This is a genomic window from Rossellomorea sp. ABR4_004, assembly GCF_056159585.1.
This window is the reverse complement of the sequence record NZ_JBSWVM010000001.1, coordinates 522,785-543,787: the sequence shown is the minus strand read 5'-3', so window position 1 is coordinate 543,787 and position 21,003 is coordinate 522,785. Positions and strand designations below refer to the sequence as shown.

The 21,003-nt window shown below is 39.0% G+C and carries 25 protein-coding genes; 18 read left to right on the top strand and 7 right to left on the bottom strand.

What is annotated here, in order from left to right; all coding sequences use genetic code 11:
- Positions 1-43: 43 nt before the first annotated feature.
- The 7 genes from ACXAF2_RS03035 to ACXAF2_RS03005 all read left to right on the top strand — a co-directional run bounded on the left by ACXAF2_RS03035 (position 44) and on the right by ACXAF2_RS03005 (position 6,269).
- Positions 44-1,114, top strand: a complete 1,071-nt coding sequence (locus ACXAF2_RS03035; RefSeq protein WP_475137319.1) for a YpbB family protein — start codon at positions 44-46, stop codon at positions 1,112-1,114.
- Positions 1,092-2,558 (top strand): RecQ family ATP-dependent DNA helicase, encoded by a 1,467-nt coding sequence (locus ACXAF2_RS03030; protein WP_475137318.1) that lies wholly within the window; start codon positions 1,092-1,094, stop codon positions 2,556-2,558. Before ACXAF2_RS03035 ends, ACXAF2_RS03030 begins: the two co-directional genes overlap by 23 nt.
- Positions 2,559-2,567: 9 nt before the next feature.
- Positions 2,568-3,167 carry a lysostaphin resistance A-like protein gene (locus tag ACXAF2_RS03025; protein ID WP_475137317.1) on the top strand — a complete coding sequence of 200 codons (600 nt, stop codon included), beginning with the start codon at positions 2,568-2,570 and terminating at the stop codon, positions 3,165-3,167.
- Positions 3,160-3,843 carry a LysM peptidoglycan-binding domain-containing protein gene (locus ACXAF2_RS03020; RefSeq protein ID WP_475137316.1) on the top strand — a complete coding sequence of 228 codons (684 nt, stop codon included), beginning with the start codon at positions 3,160-3,162 and terminating at the stop codon, positions 3,841-3,843. Before ACXAF2_RS03025 ends, ACXAF2_RS03020 begins: the two co-directional genes overlap by 8 nt.
- Positions 3,844-3,987: 144 nt before the next feature.
- Complete coding sequence (locus ACXAF2_RS03015) at positions 3,988-4,515, top strand: phosphatase PAP2 family protein (protein WP_475137315.1); 528 nt, start codon at positions 3,988-3,990, stop codon at positions 4,513-4,515.
- 48 nt (positions 4,516-4,563) lie between these two features.
- Positions 4,564-5,709: a glycosyltransferase family 4 protein gene (locus ACXAF2_RS03010; RefSeq protein WP_475137314.1), complete on the top strand. Its 1,146-nt coding sequence runs from the start codon at positions 4,564-4,566 to the stop codon at positions 5,707-5,709.
- A gap of 119 nt (positions 5,710-5,828) precedes the next feature.
- Positions 5,829-6,269 (top strand): DUF2663 family protein, encoded by a 441-nt coding sequence (locus tag ACXAF2_RS03005; protein ID WP_475137313.1) that lies wholly within the window; start codon positions 5,829-5,831, stop codon positions 6,267-6,269.
- 99 nt (positions 6,270-6,368) lie between these two features.
- On the opposite strand, the gene ACXAF2_RS03000 is transcribed toward ACXAF2_RS03005, so the two are convergent.
- The 3 genes from ACXAF2_RS03000 to ACXAF2_RS02990 are packed head-to-tail and all read right to left on the bottom strand — an operon-like array spanning position 6,369 to position 7,448.
- Positions 6,369-6,938 carry a manganese catalase family protein gene (locus ACXAF2_RS03000; RefSeq protein ID WP_427597773.1) on the bottom strand — a complete coding sequence of 190 codons (570 nt, stop codon included), beginning with the start codon at positions 6,936-6,938 and terminating at the stop codon, positions 6,369-6,371.
- A 21-nt stretch (positions 6,939-6,959) separates the two neighbouring features.
- On the bottom strand, positions 6,960-7,220 hold the full coding sequence (locus ACXAF2_RS02995) for a spore coat protein CotJB (protein WP_113967646.1): 261 nt from the start codon (positions 7,218-7,220) through the stop codon (positions 6,960-6,962).
- Positions 7,221-7,226: 6 nt separating this feature from the next.
- Positions 7,227-7,448: a spore coat associated protein CotJA gene (locus ACXAF2_RS02990; protein ID WP_044340146.1), complete on the bottom strand. Its 222-nt coding sequence runs from the start codon at positions 7,446-7,448 to the stop codon at positions 7,227-7,229.
- 151 nt (positions 7,449-7,599) lie between these two features.
- On the opposite strand from ACXAF2_RS02990, the gene ACXAF2_RS02985 reads away from it, so the two are divergent.
- The 7 genes from ACXAF2_RS02985 to ACXAF2_RS02955 all read left to right on the top strand — a co-directional run bounded on the left by ACXAF2_RS02985 (position 7,600) and on the right by ACXAF2_RS02955 (position 14,019).
- Positions 7,600-8,235, top strand: coding sequence for a CBS domain-containing protein (locus ACXAF2_RS02985; RefSeq protein ID WP_475137312.1), 636 nt, complete (start codon positions 7,600-7,602; stop codon positions 8,233-8,235).
- Positions 8,236-8,294: 59 nt separating this feature from the next.
- Complete coding sequence (locus tag ACXAF2_RS02980) at positions 8,295-8,678, top strand: hypothetical protein (protein WP_475137311.1); 384 nt, start codon at positions 8,295-8,297, stop codon at positions 8,676-8,678.
- Positions 8,671-9,435, top strand: a complete 765-nt coding sequence (locus ACXAF2_RS02975; protein WP_475137310.1) for a metallophosphoesterase — start codon at positions 8,671-8,673, stop codon at positions 9,433-9,435. Before ACXAF2_RS02980 ends, ACXAF2_RS02975 begins: the two co-directional genes overlap by 8 nt.
- A 97-nt stretch (positions 9,436-9,532) precedes the next feature.
- Entirely contained in the window at positions 9,533-10,444 is a 912-nt protein-coding gene (locus ACXAF2_RS02970) for a MerR family transcriptional regulator (RefSeq protein WP_475137309.1), read from the top strand.
- 71 nt (positions 10,445-10,515) lie between these two features.
- Positions 10,516-11,100: an adaptor protein MecA gene (locus ACXAF2_RS02965; protein ID WP_475137308.1), complete on the top strand. Its 585-nt coding sequence runs from the start codon at positions 10,516-10,518 to the stop codon at positions 11,098-11,100.
- Positions 11,101-11,535: 435 nt separating this feature from the next.
- Positions 11,536-12,813 carry a Glu/Leu/Phe/Val family dehydrogenase gene (locus tag ACXAF2_RS02960; RefSeq protein ID WP_475137307.1) on the top strand — a complete coding sequence of 426 codons (1,278 nt, stop codon included), beginning with the start codon at positions 11,536-11,538 and terminating at the stop codon, positions 12,811-12,813.
- 240 nt (positions 12,814-13,053) lie between these two features.
- On the top strand, positions 13,054-14,019 hold the full coding sequence (locus ACXAF2_RS02955) for a YpdA family putative bacillithiol disulfide reductase (RefSeq protein ID WP_475137306.1): 966 nt from the start codon (positions 13,054-13,056) through the stop codon (positions 14,017-14,019).
- 49 nt (positions 14,020-14,068) lie between these two features.
- Here ACXAF2_RS02955 and ACXAF2_RS02950 read toward each other — a convergent pair whose 3' ends face one another.
- The 3 genes from ACXAF2_RS02950 to ACXAF2_RS02940 all read right to left on the bottom strand — a co-directional run bounded on the left by ACXAF2_RS02950 (position 14,069) and on the right by ACXAF2_RS02940 (position 16,545).
- A complete protein-coding gene (locus ACXAF2_RS02950; RefSeq protein WP_475139075.1) occupies positions 14,069-14,893 on the bottom strand; it encodes an IS3 family transposase in 825 nt (274 codons plus the stop codon).
- A gap of 5 nt (positions 14,894-14,898) precedes the next feature.
- On the bottom strand, positions 14,899-15,462 hold the full coding sequence (locus ACXAF2_RS02945; RefSeq protein ID WP_475137305.1) for a transposase: 564 nt from the start codon (positions 15,460-15,462) through the stop codon (positions 14,899-14,901).
- Positions 15,463-15,570: 108 nt separating this feature from the next.
- Positions 15,571-16,545 (bottom strand): asparaginase, encoded by a 975-nt coding sequence (locus ACXAF2_RS02940; protein ID WP_475137304.1) that lies wholly within the window; start codon positions 16,543-16,545, stop codon positions 15,571-15,573.
- 90 nt (positions 16,546-16,635) lie between these two features.
- On the opposite strand from ACXAF2_RS02940, the gene prsW reads away from it, so the two are divergent.
- Complete coding sequence (gene prsW, locus ACXAF2_RS02935; protein ID WP_324744363.1) at positions 16,636-17,322, top strand: glutamic-type intramembrane protease PrsW; 687 nt, start codon at positions 16,636-16,638, stop codon at positions 17,320-17,322.
- Positions 17,323-17,421: 99 nt separating this feature from the next.
- On the opposite strand, the gene ACXAF2_RS02930 is transcribed toward prsW, so the two are convergent.
- A complete protein-coding gene (locus ACXAF2_RS02930) occupies positions 17,422-17,766 on the bottom strand; it encodes a hypothetical protein (protein WP_148970017.1) in 345 nt (114 codons plus the stop codon).
- A 240-nt stretch (positions 17,767-18,006) separates the two neighbouring features.
- Here ACXAF2_RS02930 and sleB point away from each other — a divergent pair, with 240 nt between their 5' ends.
- The 3 genes from sleB (at position 18,007) to ACXAF2_RS02915 (ending at position 21,003) form a co-directional block, all read left to right on the top strand.
- Positions 18,007-18,843, top strand: coding sequence for a spore cortex-lytic enzyme (gene sleB, locus ACXAF2_RS02925; RefSeq protein WP_475139073.1), 837 nt, complete (start codon positions 18,007-18,009; stop codon positions 18,841-18,843).
- A 14-nt stretch (positions 18,844-18,857) separates the two neighbouring features.
- Positions 18,858-20,204 (top strand): germination protein YpeB, encoded by a 1,347-nt coding sequence (gene ypeB, locus ACXAF2_RS02920; protein WP_475137303.1) that lies wholly within the window; start codon positions 18,858-18,860, stop codon positions 20,202-20,204.
- Between the two features lie 151 nt (positions 20,205-20,355).
- Complete coding sequence (locus ACXAF2_RS02915; protein ID WP_475137302.1) at positions 20,356-21,003, top strand: flagellar brake protein; 648 nt, start codon at positions 20,356-20,358, stop codon at positions 21,001-21,003.

The following is a 21,003-nucleotide window of genomic DNA, read 5'->3' as shown; positions in this document are numbered from 1 at the left end:
GGTACAATATTTGACAATAACCTACATGTTAAGGAGTAGAGAATTGACCTATCTTAATTATGTGATTTTAAATTGCTTCATACAAATAAATGGAGAGCGATCGATTTACTCTGTTTTTCATATCTTAAAAGGAAAAAAGTCTTCCCAGTCGATTCAGGATGCTCACCTCTTTTATTTGCAGCCGTTTTTCCTTTCTTTACCTAAGCTTAAACGAGCGTACTTTAACCAGAAGGTAAAGGAATTGGAGAAATTGGGGTATGTCATTGTCGATGATAGTGGGAAAGCGATTGTGACAACTGCTGGTACTGAATCTGTAAAAAAAGATTTTCAAGGTGACTCCTTTCCATCCAATATGAATGGTCTTGTCTACGGTGATCAAACGTTTCTGTTTTGGAAAAGATTAAGCCTCCTTGTTCAGGTTCTATCAAACGGGAAACAGCAGGAAACGCTCTATTTTCCTGTACAACGTAACAAGAGCATACAAGATTGGGTAAAGAGCTGTTTACGGGCGAACACTAATATTGAAAAAATGGCTTCCGATTTGTATAAGGAGCTGTATACTCTGTTGACCAGTCTACCACAATCCTTGAATCCAGACGTTCTCGTATTCCGCTTAACGGGCTACAAGGATTATGGATGGACGGAATTGCAAGTTGCTGAAAAATTGGATATGCATGAAGAAGAATTCCGCTTTCAGTTTCTTGATTTAATCCACGGGATATTATCTGAATTAGAAAGAGATCCTTCAACTTATCCCTTATTATATTCAATCAGCTTAAAAAATGATCAGCTGCAAAATCTGACCATTTCAACAAGCAAAACATATGAGTTGTATCAAAAGGGTCATTCAATCGAAGAAATCGCGCGTATACGTGATTTAAAAATAAATACTATTGAAGACCATGTGATTGAACTAATCTTAACACAGGAAGAATTTGCAATAGACCCGTTCATGTCTCAAGAGGAATATGAGAATGTGCTTATAGTTATGAACGACGCTCAAACTAAAAGGCTAAAACCGATAAAAGAGAAGATTCCTCATTTATCTTATTTTCAAATTAGAGTAGCGATTGCGAAGGCAGGTGAGAACCGTGAATTTGCAACAAGAACTTAAAGAGAGATTTGGCTATTCATCCTTCAGGGAAGGTCAGGAGGATATCATTCAATCCGTTCTAAATCAACGGGATACGGTGGCGATGCTCCCTACAGGAACCGGTAAGTCGCTGTGCTATCAATTACCCGGGTATCTAAAGAAAGGACAAGTATTAATCGTTTCTCCACTTCTCTCTTTGATGCAGGATCAAGTGGAGCAGATGAAAGTAATGGGTGAAAAACGGGTGATTGCGCTGAATTCGTTTTTACCTTATATGGAAAGAAGAGCGGCCCTTGAGCAATTACACGATTATAAATTTATATTCATATCACCGGAAATGTTAATGAGTCCGGTGATTATTCCCTTACTACAAACTTTACACATTTCATTATTTGTCATTGATGAAGCACATTGTATATCTCAGTGGGGTCCTGACTTCAGACCTGATTACTTAAAACTTGGGGAACTTAAAGAGAAGATTGGCAATCCGACGACCTTGGCATTAACGGCGACTGCCACAGGTGAAGTGAGGAAAGATATTAAACGAGTGCTCCAAATGGAAGGTGCTGTGGAAAAAGTCTATTCAATTAATCGTGAGAATATTGGTCTGTTCGTTGAGAAAGTCACGAATCATGGCGATAAACTGGATAAGCTTTTACAGTATGTGACAACATGGGGAGGGCCGGGCATTATCTATTTCTCAAGTAAACGTATGGCAGAAGAGGTTTCGTTATGGCTTGGGGAAAATGGTGTATCAGGAGTTGCTCACTATCATGGGGGAATGGAGCAAGAGGATAGGATACTGATTCAACAACAATTTCTATCCAATAAGCTAAGAATCATATGTGCCACTTCTGCATTTGGCATGGGGGTAAACAAGGAAAATATTCGATTTGTCGTTCATTTTCATTTCTCTTCAAACATAGAAGCATTCTCACAAGAAATCGGAAGAGCGGGACGAGATGGGGAAAGCAGCGTGTCTGTCGTGTTATACTCAGAACAAGACCTTTCGATCCCACTGCAGCTTATTCAAAGTGAATTGCCTGAAGATGTACAAATACAAAGGTATGTAAAGGAAGGCAGGCAGGCTCAGGCGAAGGAAATAATCGACCTGTTGCAACTGTCGGAGATTCAATATCGATTTCTTACGTATTATTCAGGTGAGCTGACTCGAAGGCGGACACTTAGTCAAGATAGATTAATAGAAAAGATGAAACAAATTCGCAACAATCGTTTACAATACAAGAAGGACAAACTGCTCTCTATGATAGAGTGGTTACAGGTTGATTCCTGTAGGAGAGAGAAGCTCCTTCACTATTTTGATGAAGTGCTTGAACAGGAGAATAGCTTCTGTTGTGATCAATGCGGTTATTGCCTTAAGGATTTCAAGTGTCGGCCAACCGACACTCAAAACCCGATTGAAACAAGATGGGAAAAAAGGTTGGAAAAATTATTATTAGGATAAGTGGTATTCATGCAGAAACAAGGGGAAGTCATACAACAGCTTTCTAAGAACCAGCTAACATTTCATTTGTATTTCACTCAATTCTTACTATTAACGATTGCCTTAGGATTAGGTATCTTTTTATTTGACACATGGTCCGGTTTTTGGAAACAGTTTTACATTTCCCCGACTATTTTGACCATTGGATTAACAAGCGGTTTGATGATTGTGCTCATCGACATCGTATTAATGAAGCGTTTACCCAATAAATACTATGACGATGGTGGGGTGAATGCACGGATATTTACGGAAAGAAGCATTGGTGAAATTGCACTGCTTGCATTGATCATCAGCATCAGCGAAGAAATATTATTTAGAGGTGTGTTGCAATTTCACTTTGGTATAATCATTTCAAGTATTATATTTGCTCTGATACATTTTAGATACTGGGCTCACTGGTTTTTAATTGTCAATATTGTTCTGCTTAGCTTTTGGATCGGTTTCATTTATGAACAAACAGAGAATTTATTGGTAACAATCATCATGCACTTTGTCATCGATTTCTTACTGGGGATACATATGCGTAAGAAGGGAAGACAAGGAAGTAAAGAAGGGATGTCTCATGAGTAAAGACCCATATCGAGATCAAGCAGCGAAATTAAAGCAAAAGATTGAACGAGTCCCAGAGAAAGCATCAATTAAAAAAAGAGAGCCTCTTCCAGCGCGAAGTGAGGTACATAGAGAGAAAAAGAAGAAAAATAAATGGAGAATGAAATATCCATTGATCAGTATGCTGCTCTTATTTTTTATTCTTTTGCCCTTGACGGTTTTTAGCATTTATTCGTATTTTGATAGCAGGAATGGTCCCCTGGTGGTCATGTCAGAAGATGTGGACGATGTGGAAGAAGTTCGCTACGACCAATCCGATAATGATAATGAGGAGAGCATTGGAGAGGCTGATTCCAAAGAAGAAGAAGCCGGGAATGACAAAAGTGAAGAATCCTTGAATGAAGTTTCTCCCTCAATGACTGGTAAGGAACAACCAGCATCCACTGAACCGGCTTCTCCATCACCTGAACAGGAATCAGCAGAGGAAAAGCCGAAAGAAGAGGTAAATGACGAACCAGTGGAAGACCAGCCAACAAACAAGATTGTGTATCACACGGTCGCACCAAAAGAAACCCTTTACAGGATTGCTATGAAATACTACAATTCCCAATCAGGGGTTGAACGAATCAAGGAATGGAATAATATTCAAAATAATGAAATTCAGTCAGGACAAGTACTGGAAATCCCATTAGATTAATAAAAGGCACTCCCCCAAGTCGATTTGGGGCGGGTGCTATTTTTTTACAAAAATTTGCGATAAAATTTACATTTATTTATAAGAAGCATTACAAACCTAAAATATAATGGAGGTGACAGAGCTAAAGGAAAAGGAGTTGGTTTCATGGACAGAATGCTTACGCGCTTTCGAGAAGTGGATGACCTTTTGTTTTACAGAATCAATGGAAGTAAGCAGCTGTATCGTTCATTCTTCGGCTATGTTACTCATTTGGGTGGAGCGAGGATTACTGTAGCCTCCGTCCTGATCTTGTTTTTCTTGAGTCAATATTATTCACAGATGAAAAGAACGGTATTCGCCGCCATGATAACGTTATGTATCAGTCATATTATTATGTCGATCACAAAGAAATTGGTTAAACGTATCCGACCTTATCTAACTTTACCCGATGCAATGATACACGGCTATCAATTTAAGGACCATTCATTTCCGTCTGGTCACTCAACCGCCATTTTTTCCATAACGATTCCTTTTATGATTCAGTTTCCATACACGATGCTTATCCTTTTTCCTTTAAGTTGGTCAGTGGGATACTCCAGAGTGGTGCTCGGAGTCCATTATCCTTCAGATGTACTGGCGGGAGCATTTCTTGCATTTGCTACAACTTTAATGGTCCTTTTGTTTATGGGTTAAACGTATAAAATTTACGAATTGAAAGGCAATCAAAAGGGGGAAGAGTACATGCGAGTGGCATTGTTTTCGGATACTTACTATCCTCAAGTGAACGGGGTCGCAAGAACGTTAAAAAGATTGACGAATCACTATGAGAAAAGGGGAATTGAGTACAAAGTATTTACACCTGATCTACAAGAGAAAAAAGAGCCCTATCCAAATGTACATTCCTTTACAAGTTTTCCCTTTTTCTTCTATCCTGAATGCAGAACGGCAATTGCCAACCCGAAAACGATTGAAAAACAGCTGAAAGATTTTTCACCTACACTGATTCATGTAACCACACCTCTTACAATGGGACTATATGGGATTCGCGGTGCAAAGAAAATGAATATACCATTGGTTGCCTCTTACCACACCCATTTTGATCTGTATTTGAATTATTACAAAATGATGTGGGTGGCACCATTATTATGGAAATACATGAAATGGTTTTATTCACAGGCAGATCGAATTTTTGTCCCCTCGATTGAAACGAAACTTCACTTAGAAAACCAGGGTTTTACCGACTTATCCATATGGAGCAGGGGAGTGGATTGTCAATGCTATTCTCCGGAAAAACGCTGTCCTGAACTAAGGAGGAAATTCAATAAAAACAAGAAATACACTCTTCTTTATGTGGGGCGTTTAGCACCTGAAAAGGACTTGGACACACTCGAAAAGGCGATAAAATATCTTCCTCAAACATTAAAAGATCAAGTTCAATGGGTGATCGTCGGAGATGGACCGATGAGGAATGAACTAATGGAAAAAACCAAAAACGAAGATGTAATCTTTACGGGTTATGTAACAGGAAACGAATTAGCGGAAGTATATGCATCCTCAGACCTATTCGTCTTCCCCTCTGCCTCAGAGACGTTTGGAAATGTAGTATTAGAAGCATTTGCCTCCGGTTTGCCAGCGGTAGTGGCTGATAAAGGCGGTGTAACGAACATCGTAGAGCATAATCAAACAGGAAGGATAGCGAAAGCTCATCAATATTCTTCGTTTATTCATCAAATTGAAGAGATAATAAATGGAAACCTCCTAGCAGAAATGAAAAAAAATGCTCTTCAAATGGCTGAAAAACAATCGTGGGATTGTATCTTTGATCAACTCATAACAGAATTTCATGAAGTTAGTTTTCTTCACAATCGGAATCAGATGTCAGGGTAGAAAACTTAACCCGCCTTCCTGATGTTCTAAAGGACTGAAAGAGGTCCTTTTTTTATTCTACTATTCTAACTTTATGGACAAGTTCATAAACTATAAAGGAAGGAAAGGAGCGGGTGGGGATGAACTTTGGAGAATGGACAGATCAAGCAACGGGACAGATGCTACATAATTTAATAGACAAAAAACAAAAGTTTGATAAAGCCAAAACGGTACACCTCTATACCTTGTGGGCAACCATGTTTGCTTCCTTCTTTTTTCTCTATTATGTGACGAAATTTGTCCTTGGACCATATTCTTATTCTTTTGCAGCGATGTTTTCTGTATTTGTATCCAGCTCTTTTCATCTATTTATCACTATGCTTCTTGTCGGACTTTTCGGTGCTACAAGAATCTTATATGAGAAAAAGGAGAAAAAGGAAAAAGAATATCATGCATTAAGGTGTGAGATCATTGATCGCAGTAAAGATTTATGGAAAGAAGAAGCCTGGAAAAAGAGACATCATGTGTATGAAAAAATGAAAAAAGAATGGGATATTAATTTATTTCATGGTAGTAAGTGAGACTAAACGTATGTACTAAAAAGCAAGCCCGTATTAATAAAATAGTAAAATAATAGGCCCATTTCTTTTTTAGGAAGAAATGAGCCAAGTTTCCATGCATTAAAAGAATACCTTTTTATCTCTCTCATCCTTAAGTATTTCAACTGCTTCACGGAAGCGTTGGGAGTGGATGATTTCACGCTCCCTTAAAAACCGCAAACCATCATTCAGATCAGGATCGTCACTCATATTTATGATCCACTGATAGGTAGCCCTTGCTTTCTCTTCAGCGGCTATATCCTCATATAAATCAGCAATCGGATCACCTTTAGCCGCTATATACGCTGTAGTAAACGGCACACCTGCAGCATTGTGATAGAAGATCGCTCCATCATGATTAACATAATGAGGGTCAAGTCCAGCGTCCTTCATCTGTTGGGGAGTTGCATCTTTAATTAATTTATAAACCATTGTCGCGATCATTTCCAAGTGAGCAAACTCCTCCGTGCCAATATCCGTTAACAATCCGATGACTTTGTCAGGGATGGTATAGCGTTGATTGAGATACCTTAGGGCAGCGGCAAGTTCTCCGTCAGCACCGCCGTATTGTTCAATCAAAAATTTTGCCAGTTTAGGATTGCATGTACTTACTCTGACCGGATATTGAAGTTTTTTCTCGTACACCCACATTGTCATGCACCTCCCAAAATATTAAACTTGCCATGGCCATGGAGCATCTTTCCAATCCCAAGGGTAATTGGAGTAGCTATATCCAAAGTTTGTCAAAGGACCAAATTCCTTTTCGAATTTCTTCTTAATTTGTTTTCGCGTTTTGATATACATATTATATTGAGAGATTGCATCATAATCTTCAGGGTGTGTATCAAGGTAAAGGGTAAGGTCAAGAATCACGAAATCTACAGCCTGTAACTCTTCCAGCACTTCATAGTAATGGGGGGGAAGCTGTTTCATGTCAGTCTATTCTCCCTTCATCTTTTCATACGGGCTATAGTAGGGATCATAAAACACTTTCCAAAGAGTACCTTTTTGTAACGCTTCTTTTGGTGAATATTGCTCCAGGTTGGGAGGTTGAAACCCTAAATAAAGATTAGGGGGCGTAGAATAGACTTTCCGGGTAATCGGCTTACACGGATCGAATGGGCTTACATATGGGTAATAAGCTTTGTAAAATTCGTGCACGATAATCCCTCCTTTAAAGAAAATCCTTCGTAACAACATATGAAAAGGATAAATAGAACATGTTAATTAATTTAAATTCATAAATATGAAGGGAAACTTTGTGAAAATGTTGAATACTAAAGATGTAGGATATTAATGATGAGGTGGTCAAATGTTTGTAAAAAGTGCCATGATACCGAAACACAAATGCTATGTGGTTGATGAAAATGACTCGATTGAAAAGACCCTTAACGTTCTGGAGCACCATAAAATTGATGGAGTGCCGGTCCTCTCGAATGAAGAATATAGAGGGGTGGCAACACGCTACAATATTTATCAGAGCTTCTTCCTTTCAGGAATGGATAAAGAAGCCTTTCTCAAGGAGAAAAAAGTTCGTGATATTATTGCCGATACCGACAAATATATAACCGATAAAGATGTATTTGAAAATGCACTGGTCGAATTGAAGGATTCTCCGATTCTTCCAGTCGTAGGGCCAGATAAGAAGTTCCTTGGTTTGATTACCCGCTTTGATGTACTTGATCAATTCAGAAGTGCATTCGGTATGGATCAAAAGGGAGTGCGAATCGCCTTTTCTTCTGTGGAAACAGAAGGACGGATTGCCCGACTTGGAGATATCGTCCAGCAGTACTCGGAATCGGTCATCTCCCTGGTTACCTTTGATGAAACCGATAAATTATTGCGACGTATCGTACTAAAGGTCGAAAAGAAGGACAATATGGATAAATTCCTCAATAAGCTGGAGAAATCAGGATTCCGCATTCTTGATATTCATGAAGATGAATAATTGACTGAAACCCTGTATGAAAAAAAATCCCTCTCATAAGATTTATGGGAGGGATTTTTTTGATCAATCATACGGTTAAATTGCTTATCACGTTTCTATTAGGGTATCTATTCATTAAATGGTTTCCGGCGGCGGAATTGCTGAACAGCTCTGAGTTCATTGTGGAGTTAGTCTTAAATCCCGTGCCATTCTTTGCGGCAATGATGGCCTTTATGATCGGGTTAATGGTTCAAGGGAATTTATTGAAATTCGAATTGTTTTCTATTCTAAGATTAATGAATGGTAAACTACATAAAGAATTAGTCTTCATTCCATTTCATATAGGCATCATCTATTTGTTGAGCACTTTCGGAATGTGGCAAACAATGATTTTTTCCTTCTTATCCATCTTTTATGGTATTATTTCTATAGATTTCCACCGACAAGGAGGCCACAATGCTTGAATTTAGTATATTTTTATTAGTAGGGGGAGTCAGTCTCCTCTTATTTATGTTATATGAAGCACGTAGAAATGTTGTGAAATTGGAGAAGGTAAAGCTTCCTGCCCTTCCTTATCATATGAGCGAGATTTCGATCTTTTTTATATCTGATATACATAAGCGGGAAGTGTCAGACGGAATTATTGATGAAGTGAAGGGAAAAGTCGATTTTGTCATCATTGGCGGGGATCTTTTGGAAAAAGGAGTGCCATACTCAAGAGTTGAGCAAAATTTAGATAAACTATTGACACTGGGAACGGTTTATTTCGTATGGGGCAATAATGATCATGAAGTGAATACGATCAGGCTGAAGGATATTTTTAAACAGAAGGGAATCATTGAAATCGTAAATGATTCAGTAAGTGTGCCTATTCATAAAGGGAAGATTAACCTGATCGGAGTGGACGATGCGAGTACGCAGAGAGCTTCTTACTTTTCTTCCCTAAATAAAACAATGCCGTATGAATTTAATATTTTGATCAGTCATGACCCGAGGCTTGTGAGGCAGGTACGTAAAGAAGAGGGGATTGACTTGATGTTGAGTGGCCATACACACGGTGGACAAATTCGATTGTTTGGGTGGGGATTGTATAAAAAAGGAAGACTTGAAAAGCTCCCACAGACCACCCTATTAGTAAGTAACGGCTATGGGACAACTGCGCTCCCATTACGCTTGGGAGCTCCGGCAGAGACCCATTTACTGAAAATCGAAAAGGAATAAAATGAACATTTGTTGTTCAATACCTGTACAAATTTTACACAGTGCAGTTTCTCGATTATAATTTTAGAGAGAAGAGAATTACTTTGGGGGACTATTTATGAGCAATGACAAGAAGTTAGAAGGTAAATACAATATAAAGGCTGTGTCCACAATCTTAGGAATACAACCAGGTACATTAAGGGCATGGGAGAGAAGATATCAGATAATTGCTCCTGTACGTAATGAATCAGGTCATCGTTTGTACACAGAACAACATTTAAATATATTAAAATGGCTGGTTGAAAAGGTCGATCAGGGATTCACCATTAGTCAGGCTGTGGCGTTACTTGATAAACAAGAGCTGGAAGAAAATGAAATTGCATCCTCTGAACGAAAGGACCGCACCCAGAGCATTTCGGATGATTTGTTGAAAGCACTCTTAAGCTTTGATGAAACAAAAGCCCATGAATTAATCAACCAGTCGTTTGCTGTTTACACAATTGATAAAGTGGTGATTGATATTCTGGGGAGCTTGCTGGTTAAAATTGGAGACCTGTGGGAGAACGGAAAAATCACGACGGCTCACGAGCATTTTGCAACCTCGATACTTAGATCCCGTATCGGTATCATCATGCACTCTTTTCCACACAACGGAATCTTGCCTAAAGTAGTAGCAGTTTGCGGCCCGGAAGAATGGCATGAATTGGGCTTGTTAATCTTTACGCTTTATGTAAGAAGAAAGGGATTTGAAGTAATCTATTTAGGCTCCAGCATTAAAGAAAAGGATATCGACATCGTTCTTGACGAAGTCGATCCTAAGTTTCTATTCTTCTCCTGCACCTTAAGGGAAAATGTAGACAATCTGTTGTCACTCGTTACTTCGTTAAAGGATGAGCGGGAAGGCCTGGAAATTGGAATAGGCGGTTTTGCTGTAGACCATCTCCCAAATGACAAGAAAGAGGAATTTAAGGAACACATTGTCGGACAATCCAAATCTGATTGGGAACTATGGCTGAAAAGTAAATTATAATTGGATTATGCACTGTTTTCTGCCCCTTACATAGTATGGTGATAAATCGTCACACTCTAGGGGGTACGAAGATGAAGCTTGAAAGAATTTCTGACAACAAAATAAAATTTTCCATTAGTGTGGAAGAGTTAGAGCAAAAAGGCTTATTTGAACAAGACCAATGGAAAGATTCCTATATGTGGCATGATCTTTTTGAAGATATGTTAGATGAAGTTCAGGGCAAGTTCGGCATTGAAACACAAATGGAAATCACCGTTGAGATTGAGTCATTTGATGATCAGGAAATCTGCATGATCCTCACATTAGAGTCAGAAGATGACTTTTCTGATTGGGAAGACGAAAGTGGAATCATGAAGTCCATGAATGATTTTGATGTACTCGTTTATTTTGATGATTTCGAGGATGTACTGGGCCTCCTTAAACGTATCAACGAATTGAACAAAGTGAACAATCGCCTGATACAAATAAGCATTTATTATTATGAACAAAACTATTACTTACTTATTGAAAACCTATTGGAATACGATAGCTTGGTCATGGAGGCTATTTGCGCTGAATACGGTCAGCAATCAAAGATTACGAAACATATCCTGATGGAGTATGGCCGTGCTGTTTTAATAAAGGATTCCATTGATAAAATTCTGTTTTATTTCTGATCGTGTTATAAGGAACCGAATCTTCACCCCCCCTTTAGATATATGTTTTACTATGATTTATAGAAATATAGATCTTATTTTGCACTTTTAGGGTGATTCCTGAAAGTGTTTTTTGTTATGGTGAAGGTTGTTGTGATTTTTTGAATTGCCTGGCAAAGCCCTTCCGCTTTTCGCGATGTCCAGCTCCAGGGCTTAGAGGCTCGAGGTCATAAGTCAGTCCCACCAAAAAGGCAAAGAACGCCATTCCGGTGGTCTCGCCTTATGCTTGTCGGGCCTGCCCAAGCCGCCTCCGCTTTTCGTTTATGATAGCGTTTTCAAAAAAATACACTATTTTTGATTTTCCTTCTTTGCAAGAAGAATTCAAACGTGTATACTATGTCATGAAAGCGGACGAGGTTCCGTTAAACAGTGAAATATACTGGGAGGTTTACATAAATGGTAGCCGATAAGGGGAAAGAAAATCACCAAGCATCTGATCGACACGATGTATTGAAATCTACACAAACGGTTATTCATCTTGCACTTGATAAATTGGGGTATTCACAAGAAGTTTATGAATTATTAAAAGAACCTGTACGGATGTTAACGGTTAAAATACCAGTCCGGATGGATGATGGGAAAGTAAAAGTTTTCACGGGATACCGTGCTCAACATAATGATGCAGTTGGACCTACAAAAGGCGGGATTCGATTTCACCCGAATGTAACTGAAAAAGAAGTTAAAGCGCTTTCCATATGGATGAGCTTGAAATGTGGAATTGTAGACCTTCCGTACGGTGGAGGGAAAGGGGGTATCATTTGTGATCCCCGGGACATGTCATTTAGAGAGCTTGAGCGGTTAAGTCGTGGTTATGTACGCGCAATCAGCCAAATTGTCGGGCCATCGAAAGATATTCCAGCCCCCGATGTTTTTACAAACTCGCAAATCATGGCGTGGATGATGGACGAATACAGCCGAATTGATGAGTATAATTCTCCAGGATTTATTACAGGGAAGCCATTGGTGCTCGGGGGTTCCCATGGTCGTGAAACAGCAACGGCGAAGGGTGTCACGATATGTATTCATGAAGCAGCCAAGAAAAAAGGAATAAAGCTTAAAGGAGCGAGAGTAGTCGTTCAGGGCTTTGGTAATGCCGGTAGCTTCCTTGCAAAGTTTATGCATGATGCAGGAGCAAAGGTGATCGGGATTTCTGATGCCTACGGTGGACTTCATGACGAAGATGGGCTGGATATTGATTATTTGCTAGATCGTCGGGATAGTTTTGGAACGGTGACGAAATTATTTAATAATACGATAACAAACGAAGAACTATTAGAGCTGGACTGTGACATACTTGTGCCTGCAGCCATCGAAAATCAGATCACAGAGAAGAATGCTCACAACATAAGAGCAAGCATTGTAGTAGAGGCAGCGAACGGACCGACAACGTTGGAAGCAACGAAAATCCTCACAGAGCGTGGGATCTTACTGGTTCCTGATGTGTTAGCCTCATCGGGCGGAGTAACGGTTTCTTACTTTGAATGGGTACAAAATAATCAGGGTTATTACTGGTCTGAAGAAGAAGTGGAAGAAAAATTGGAGAAGATTCTGATCAGCTCCTTTAATAATGTATACGAAACTTCCCAGTCCAGGAGAGTCGATATGAGACTTGCCGCCTATATGGTAGGAGTAAGAAAAATGGCAGAAGCATGCAGGTTCAGAGGTTGGATTTAATTCCACTCAAGGATGAGATGAATGACATCTCATCCTTTTTCTATTCTTATCGATGGCGCATTTCAATAATTTCAGCTGAAATTAGAAATCATATTACTGACGGGATCATGGGGTTCGAGTGCTTCCTTTTGACCAAATCGTAATCTTATAACATAATAATTGGGTAGAAGATATTTTAACATCTGAAGTGAACGAACGTAAATGACCATTCAGATAGAGGAATTGAAGGAGTGTCTGAATTTGAAAATGGAAGAATGCATTATTGTAGGTGGGGGACCGTGTGGGTTGTCAGCTGCTATTAGTTTAAAAGAAAAGGGAATCGATCCTTTAATCATTGAAAAAGGGAATATTGTGAATGCCATATACCACTATCCCACTCATCAAACGTTTTTTTCATCAAGTGAAAAGCTCGAAATTGGTGACGTTCCTTTTGTTATTGAAGAACACAAACCAAGGCGGAATCAAGCACTCGTGTATTATCGTGAAGTAGCGAAGCGGAAAGAATTAAGAATCAATCGTTTCGAGACAGTTCATAAGGTGGAGAAGCAAGATGGCCGTTTTTCCGTTGCCACCTCAAAGGGAACGTATGAAAGTAAATACATCGTCATTGCCACCGGTTACTATGATCATCCCAATTATTTAGAGATCCCAGGAGAGGAATTAGAGAAAGTGTTTCATTATTTTAAAGAAGCACATCCCTTTTTTGACACAGATGTGGTGGTGATTGGAGGGAAGAACTCAGCGGTTGATGCAGCACTTGAATTGAATAAAGCGGGAGCAAGAGTCACCGTTATATACCGGGGAAGCGAGTACTCGAAAAGTGTTAAGCCCTGGATACTCCCTAACTTTGATGCGCTTGTCAGAAATAGTGAGGTAGCAATGGAATTCAATGCGTGTGTAGAGGAGATCACAGAGGACTCTGTCATCTACAAGGTAAATGGTGAGAAGAAAGAAATCAAAAATGACTTTGTGTTTGCAATGACAGGTTATCATCCGGATCATAGCTTCCTGACGAAAATGGGAATAGATATTGATAAGGAAACAGGTAGGCCTGCTTTTCATCAAGAAACGATGGAAACGAATGTAGAAGGTGTGTATATTGCAGGTGTTATTGCTGCGGGAAACAATGCGAATGAGATCTTTATTGAAAATGGTCGTTTGCATGGCGGGTTGATCGCTGAATCCATTACACAAAATAATAAATGATAAAAGAAAGAGGCTCTGACGGTGGTTAACCCCAAAAGTTAGAGTTTTGTTATGCAGCTGATTGGATGGACTGATTTCGGTATTCGACTGGACTTAGTCCATCCAATTTTTCTTTTGAACGTTCATGATTGTACCAGTGGATATATTCTTCAATCAGGCTTCTTAAATCCTCAAAGGTAACTAATTTTTCTCCATAATACATTTCCTGCTTCAAAACACCAAAAAAGTTTTCCATTACAGCGTTGTCTGCGCATGTAGCTTTCCGTGACATGCTTTGGAATACATTATTCTTCTTTAATGTCTTCACCCATTGATTGTGCTGGTAATGCCAGCCTTGATCAGAATGTAAGGTGGTTCGATAGATTGCGTGATTTCTTATTATTTCTATCGTTTCATGTAAAGGTTCCATGACTAGACCTAACGTTGGACGTTTCCTGATTCCGTACGCTATGATTTCTCCGTTATAGAGGTCAAGAATGGGATTTAAATATAACTTCTCTTCGTTTAGACATTTAAATTCTGTAATGTCAGTTACTAATTTTTGTAGAGGGACATGCGTGTTAAAACGGCGTGATAACCGGTTCTTCGCTACCTTTCCAACGTTCCCCTTATACGAATTGTATTTACGGGATTTCCGCATGAATTTTACACATTTCAATCCGAGGTCTCGCATAATACGATATACTTTTTTATGATTGATATGATGACCTAATTTCTTTAATTCCTTCGTAATCCTTTTATATCCATAACGTTCATGAAATTTTTTAAATAAGGAAGTAATGAGTTCTTTTAATTCTGTATTCGAATCCTCTTTGTCAAAACCCTTCACATGATAGTGATAGGTTGCTTCGGGGATCCCCACTACTTGGAAAATATCTTTTAATCGGAATCCTTCTTCTTTAAGTTCGAATGCGAGCTTGGCTTGTGCTTTTCGCGGAAGGCATTCGGATTCTCCCGAAAAGCTCTCAACTTTTTTAGGTACGCATTTTCCAGTCGCAGTAATTCATTCTCGCGTTCTAATTCCTCTTCGCGTGTTACCTTTTTCTCTTCCTTCTTCTCCGATTTACTAGGTTTCTTAGACATAGAAGGTCTCCCCTTTAATTTAGGTTTCAGGCCATCTACTCCTTGTTCATTAAATATTTTCGTCCAAGAATGAATTAATGAAGGATTGTTCAGCTTAAATTGTTCCGCCGTTTCCTGATAAGAAGCGCCTGTCTCTAACATAAATAGTATCGTATCTAATTTAAATTGAACAGAGTACGCTTTGTTTATTTCTCTTCGCTTTATACCTTCTATTCCTTGTGTTTTATAAGCTCGTACCCAATCTTGTAGTGGTGTCTTAGAGGGGAGGTTATATTTTTTCGCCAATGATTTATATCCAAGATGGCCATCCAGATACTCGGTGACAAGTTTTAGTTTAAATTCCTCACTATATTTAGCCATAAAAACACCCCCAAAAGTTAGTTTTCTACTCTAACTTTTGGGGGTCGATACCGACGTGAGCCTCTTTCTTTTATGATGCTTACTTAGGATTCTGTTGGTGAGACAACCTTAATTTTTAAAAATCGTTTCTAATTCTTTAATGTCATCGGTTTGGGACAAAGCCACCATTAACTTGATCCTTGCCTTTTGACCATTAAGACCATTCGAGAAGATCACTCCTTTTTCTTTCAGCTGTTTTCCTCCTCCTGAATAGCCGTAAATATCCTGAACGATCCCATTAAAGCATCTCGAAACCAATACAACCGGGATATTAGCAGCTAACAGTTCATTAATCCCATCTACCGTATCTGGAGGTAGATTTCCTTGCCCTAATGCTTCGATTACAACTCCATCGTACTGTAAATCTCTTATGGCAACTAATAAGCCTGAGTCCATCCCGGCATATGCTTTGATCAGGGTAACCCTCTTGGATATGTCACAAACCTGATAATGCTCATTTGATGTAGGCTGATGATGAAATAGAACGCCTCTTTTAGTTACAATCCCGATTGGTCCATATTGTGGACTTTGAAAGGTAGAAACATTGCTTGTGTGAGTTTTGGTCACGTTCTTAGCAGAGTGAATTTCGTCATTCAGAACGACTAAAACCCCTTTGTTCTTGGATTTGTCATCAGCAGCTACCCGAACGGATGAAATGAGGTTATAAAGACCGTCCGCTCCAATCTCATTACTTGATCTCATTGCCCCTGTAACGACAAGGGAGACTGGAAGAGAAAGGGTTAAATCCAGGAAGTAGGCAGTTTCTTCTAGCGTATCTGTTCCGTGGGTAATCACGACTCCGTCAAATGATTTTTCCTTATATTTTGTTTCGATTATCTCTTTTAATTGCTGCATATGCTCTGGCGTAATATGGGGGGAAGGCAGATGAAATGCTTCTATGACCGTTAGATTTGCTAAATTCGATACGATAGATGTTTGTACCGAAAGGGGATTTTCCTTCCCGGGAGTGACTGCTCCAGTCTGTTCGTCTTCCATCATAGAGATGGTACCCCCTGTATGTATGACCAAAATATCTTTCTTCATCGTTCATTCCTCCAACCAAATAAATTCCTGTTTCCATTCCTACATTAACATGATACGATTAAGAAAACAGAAAGAAAAGAGGACTTTTTTATGCTGGTGATTTTATCAGCGGGTATAGCACCAGGATTAGCACTGCTAAGTTACTTTTATTTGCGGGATGAATATGAGGCAGAACCTATTACGCTAGTATTCAAAACCTTTATGTATGGGGCCCTAATCACATTTCCTATTATGTTTTTACAATATGTATTAGAAGTTGAAGGAATCATTGATTCTAATTGGTCGACGGCTTTCATTTCTTCCGGGCTTTTAGAAGAATTCTTTAAATGGTTTATTTTAATGTTTGCGATTTTCCAACATGTTGATTTTAATGATCCATACGACGGCATTATTTATGGAGCAAGTGTGTCACTTGGATTCGCGACTATTGAAAATATTTTGTATTTGGTTGCAAACGGTGTAGAACATGCATTTGGAAGAGCGATCCTTCCCGTTTCAAGTCATGCGTTGTTCGGTGTCATTATGGGATATTACTTAGGAAAAGCAAAGTTTTCCTCCAGTGAAGAAAGGCATAAGTGGCTTTTTATTGCGATTTCTGTGCCCCTACTGTTACACGGAACATATAATTACATCTTTTTAGCCGAGAAAAACTGGATCTATTATATGGTGCCGTTTATGTTTTTCTTATGGTGGCTTGGTTTGAAGAAAGTGAAAAGTGCCCATCGATTAACAGAAAAGAAATACACCGGTACTGATTTCGAAAAAGAAATTATTTAAAAGGACGCTTTCTATGTAAAGCGTCCTTTTTGCATTTTCAGATCCCGTATAATCTCCCGTAAAAAAAACCGCCTAGGGAAAGGCGGTTTAATAAAATATCTACTTATACGCAGCCGCAAGGTCGGTTTTAGGAGCCTCTTTCCGTTTCACTTCATCAATTTTATTCACGAACATTTGAAACACTTTTCTTTTTTCGTCCAATTCGCGTATGTATTCCTTCAGTTCATTGTACTTTTCTTCAAAAGGCTTATGATACATTTCCCTGATATTTTCGATGATTTCCTCATTCACGGTTGATTGAATGACTTGCTTTGTAATGCCGTACTTATAGGAATATACCTTCAGTTCTTTCTTTATCTCTTCATAGTCAGTATTAATTTGATCCAACACCTCTGAAATATCTTCTTTCCACTCATCTAATGACTTCGCTAAATAGTCTTCCATCATGACCTCCCCCTCTTATTGCGGATTTGTTTGAAGTAATCCTCATTCTATTTTAACTCAGATTGTTTACATGGCTTTTGCTGGGACATTACAGAGTCATATCAATGTTGTTTTCTAAATTTTATTATTCACTTGTATAAAATGGGAGCCTCTACAAAAACTAGAGTTAATGTTAATTGAAGATATGGAGGTTAAAGCATTATGAATAGTCGTTTCAAATTGATTTCTACTTCAGTCGTCATGGTGCTTATGTGTTCTCTTTTTATGATTTCGTCTGAAGGAGAGAAGGCAGACGCTTTTACGAATCAAGTGATACAACATGGCGCAACAGGTGAGGATGTAATCGAGCTTCAGTCCAGACTTCAATATATCGGGTACTATAACGGTGATATTGATGGAGTATTCGGCTGGGGCACATATTGGGCTCTTAGAAACTTTCAATATGAGTTCGGACTTCCCATTGATGGGTTGGCAGGGGCGAAAACGAAACAAAAATTGGTGAAAGCCTCAAAGTATAACAAGCAATTTGTTAAAGAGCAAATTGAAAAAGGCAACAATTTCAGTCATTATGGCGGAACAGATTTGAATAAACAAAAAGGTCCTGGAGGTGGCGGGGCGAAAGGCGGAACATCCGGTGGAAAAGCAGCTCCTCAAAAGAAACCTGCTCCAAAGCAAGCGCCAACTCCATCCAAACCAACGGCAGTGAACACGCCTAATGGTTTTTCACAGAACGACATTCAACTTATGGCAAATGCCGTATATGGAGAAGCCCGTGGTGAACCTTATGAGGGACAAGTTGCAGTAGCAGCTGTCATTCTCAATCGGATAGACAGCTCAGCATTCCCGAATACAGCCGCAGGTGTCATTTTCGAACCTGGTGCCTTTACAGCGGTAGCAGACGGCCAGATATGGTTAACACCAAATGAAAAAGCGAAAGAAGCGGTTTTGGATGCCATAAACGGCTGGGATCCTTCTTCAAGTGCTCTCTATTACTTTAACCCTGTGACAGCAACAAGCAAGTGGATTTGGTCACGTCCACAAATCAAGAAAATAGGAAAGCACATATTCTGTAGTTAAAGAGGTGAAGTAAATTGCTACGTGTCATTTTAATAACGGTGCTCGTCCTTGGTGTTGCAGGAACCGCATTCTGGGGATACCAAGAGCATCAGGAAAAAAATGCGATATTAATCAATGCTGAAAATAACTATCAAAGGGCGTTTCATGAGTTAACTTATCAAGTGGATCTGCTTCACGATAAGATTGGTTCAACTCTTGCCATGAATTCAAGAAAATCATTGTCTCCGGCACTTGCCGATGTGTGGAGATTAACTTCTCAGGCACACAGCGATGTAGGACAGCTTCCGTTGACACTTCTGCCATTTAATAAAACAGAAGAGTTCTTAAGTAATATTGGAGATTTCAGCTACCGAGTGGCTGTAAGGGATTTAGACAAGAATCCATTAACGGATAAAGAATATAAATCACTTGAAAATTTATATGAGCAAAGTGCAGATATTCAGAATCAGTTAAGAAAGGTTCAACATCTAGTGATGGAGAACAATCTGAGATGGATGGATGTTGAGCTCGCATTGGCGTCAGGGAATGAACAGGCTGATAACACCATTATCGATGGCTTTAAAACCGTTGAAAAGAATGTATCTGGATATGATGAAGCAAACTTTGGTTCTACAACATTTGTGAATACTGAGAAGAAAGACCAAAATTTTCAGAAGATTAAAGGGAAAGAGATCTCAAAGGATGAGGCTGTTTCAATCTTAAGAAAATATTCCGGGATAAGTGAAAAGGTTGATGCAAAAGTAACAAAGAGCGGAAAAGGCTCTGACTATAAATTTTATAGTGTTACGGTTGAAAAAGGTAAAACACATGCAAGTATGGATATTACTCAAAAAGGTGGATATCCAATCTGGTATATTAACAATCGGGAAGTCCAGAAAGCAAAAATCAGCTTAAATAAAGCCGCAGAGAAAGCGACTGCCTTCCTGAAGGATAACGAATTTGAGAAGTTAGAACTATTCGAAAGTGCTCAGTATGACAACATTGGTATTTTTACCTATGTAACAGCATTGGATGGTGTAAGGATTTATCCAGACTCTGTTAAAATAAAGGTAGCATTGGATAATGGACAAATCGTCGGATTTGCTGCCGAGGAATATTTGAAGAATAATCATGACAGAGAAATCGGACAACCGTCCATTACTCAAGCAGAAGCTAAAGAAACGACTAACCCTAATCTAAAAGTAATGGAAGAACGTAAAGCGGTAATCGTGAATGATCTTAATGAAGAAGTGCTCTGCTACGAATTCCTAGGGATGCTGGGTAAGGATACCTTTAGAATATTTATCAATGCAAACACTGGAGAAGAAGAAAAAGTAGAGAAGCTCAGAAAAGCAGAACCGATTTATGAAGAAGTCGTCTAAGCTTTTAGAGGGACGGACCTCCGATATGGAGGTCCGTCCTATTCTTTAGATGTAGAAAAATTCAGAATAGAGATTCAAAAATGTATGGAAAGGTGAGGAATGTCATGCCATAATATAGATACATAAAATGGGAAAGTGGGAGTATTGTACTATGATAAAAGCAGGTACCACATTACAGTTGGAACCCATACATAATGATACATTTGAACGGTATAGGTGCCGGGTCGTTGAGATCGGGGAAGAAGGGCTCTTTATCGATTATCCTATTCATACAAAAACAGAGAAAACCGTTTTCTTAATAGATGGTAAACAACTTAAAGCAAGCTTCATCGTTAATGAACAGACGGTGCTTATGTTTGAAACAGAAGTGAAGGGCCGTAAACTATCGAAAATACCTATGATCCACATCCATTATCCAGGTGAGGAAGGTTTAGAAAAGGTTCAAAGAAGACAATTTGTGCGAGTAGAAGCGAACACAGATATTTCAATAAAAATAAACGAGAATTATTTTCCTACGATTACAGAGGATATCAGTGCAGGAGGATGCGCGGTATTGGTGAGAGATGGGATGGAAATGAAAAGTGGTTCTAGAATATCTACGACCATCGTTCTGCCTATGCAAACGGGTGAGAACCAGTATGTAGAAATAGAAGGTAAAGTGATCCGCGTCTGGGAAAAAGATCACAAAAAAGTTGCCAGTATTGAATTTGTTCATTTAACTGAAAATCACCGCCAGCTTATTTTAAGATATTGCTTTGAAAGACAGTTGAATTTAAGAAAAAAAGGGTTACTTGAATAA

Coding starts and splice junctions, on each gene's coding strand:
- ACXAF2_RS02985 (WP_475137312.1), top strand. CDS start 7,600: ATGTTTGTAAAAAGTGCCATGATACCGAAACACAAATGCTATGTGGTT.
- ACXAF2_RS02930 (WP_148970017.1), bottom strand. CDS start 17,766: ATGGAAGACTATTTAGCGAAGTCATTAGATGAGTGGAAAGAAGATATT.
- ACXAF2_RS03020 (WP_475137316.1), top strand. CDS start 3,160: ATGAGTAAAGACCCATATCGAGATCAAGCAGCGAAATTAAAGCAAAAG.
- ACXAF2_RS02970 (WP_475137309.1), top strand. CDS start 9,533: ATGAGCAATGACAAGAAGTTAGAAGGTAAATACAATATAAAGGCTGTG.
- ACXAF2_RS02975 (WP_475137310.1), top strand. CDS start 8,671: ATGCTTGAATTTAGTATATTTTTATTAGTAGGGGGAGTCAGTCTCCTC.
- ACXAF2_RS02945 (WP_475137305.1), bottom strand. CDS start 15,462: ATGGCTAAATATAGTGAGGAATTTAAACTAAAACTTGTCACCGAGTAT.
- sleB (WP_475139073.1), top strand. CDS start 18,007: ATGGTGCTTATGTGTTCTCTTTTTATGATTTCGTCTGAAGGAGAGAAG.
- ACXAF2_RS03015 (WP_475137315.1), top strand. CDS start 3,988: ATGGACAGAATGCTTACGCGCTTTCGAGAAGTGGATGACCTTTTGTTT.
- ACXAF2_RS03010 (WP_475137314.1), top strand. CDS start 4,564: ATGCGAGTGGCATTGTTTTCGGATACTTACTATCCTCAAGTGAACGGG.
- ACXAF2_RS03025 (WP_475137317.1), top strand. CDS start 2,568: ATGCAGAAACAAGGGGAAGTCATACAACAGCTTTCTAAGAACCAGCTA.
- ACXAF2_RS02965 (WP_475137308.1), top strand. CDS start 10,516: ATGAAGCTTGAAAGAATTTCTGACAACAAAATAAAATTTTCCATTAGT.
- ACXAF2_RS02915 (WP_475137302.1), top strand. CDS start 20,356: ATGATAAAAGCAGGTACCACATTACAGTTGGAACCCATACATAATGAT.
- ACXAF2_RS03005 (WP_475137313.1), top strand. CDS start 5,829: ATGAACTTTGGAGAATGGACAGATCAAGCAACGGGACAGATGCTACAT.
- ACXAF2_RS02960 (WP_475137307.1), top strand. CDS start 11,536: ATGGTAGCCGATAAGGGGAAAGAAAATCACCAAGCATCTGATCGACAC.
- ACXAF2_RS02940 (WP_475137304.1), bottom strand. CDS start 16,545: ATGAAGAAAGATATTTTGGTCATACATACAGGGGGTACCATCTCTATG.
- ACXAF2_RS02995 (WP_113967646.1), bottom strand. CDS start 7,220: ATGAAACAGCTTCCCCCCCATTACTATGAAGTGCTGGAAGAGTTACAG.
- ACXAF2_RS03000 (WP_427597773.1), bottom strand. CDS start 6,938: ATGTGGGTGTACGAGAAAAAACTTCAATATCCGGTCAGAGTAAGTACA.
- prsW (WP_324744363.1), top strand. CDS start 16,636: ATGCTGGTGATTTTATCAGCGGGTATAGCACCAGGATTAGCACTGCTA.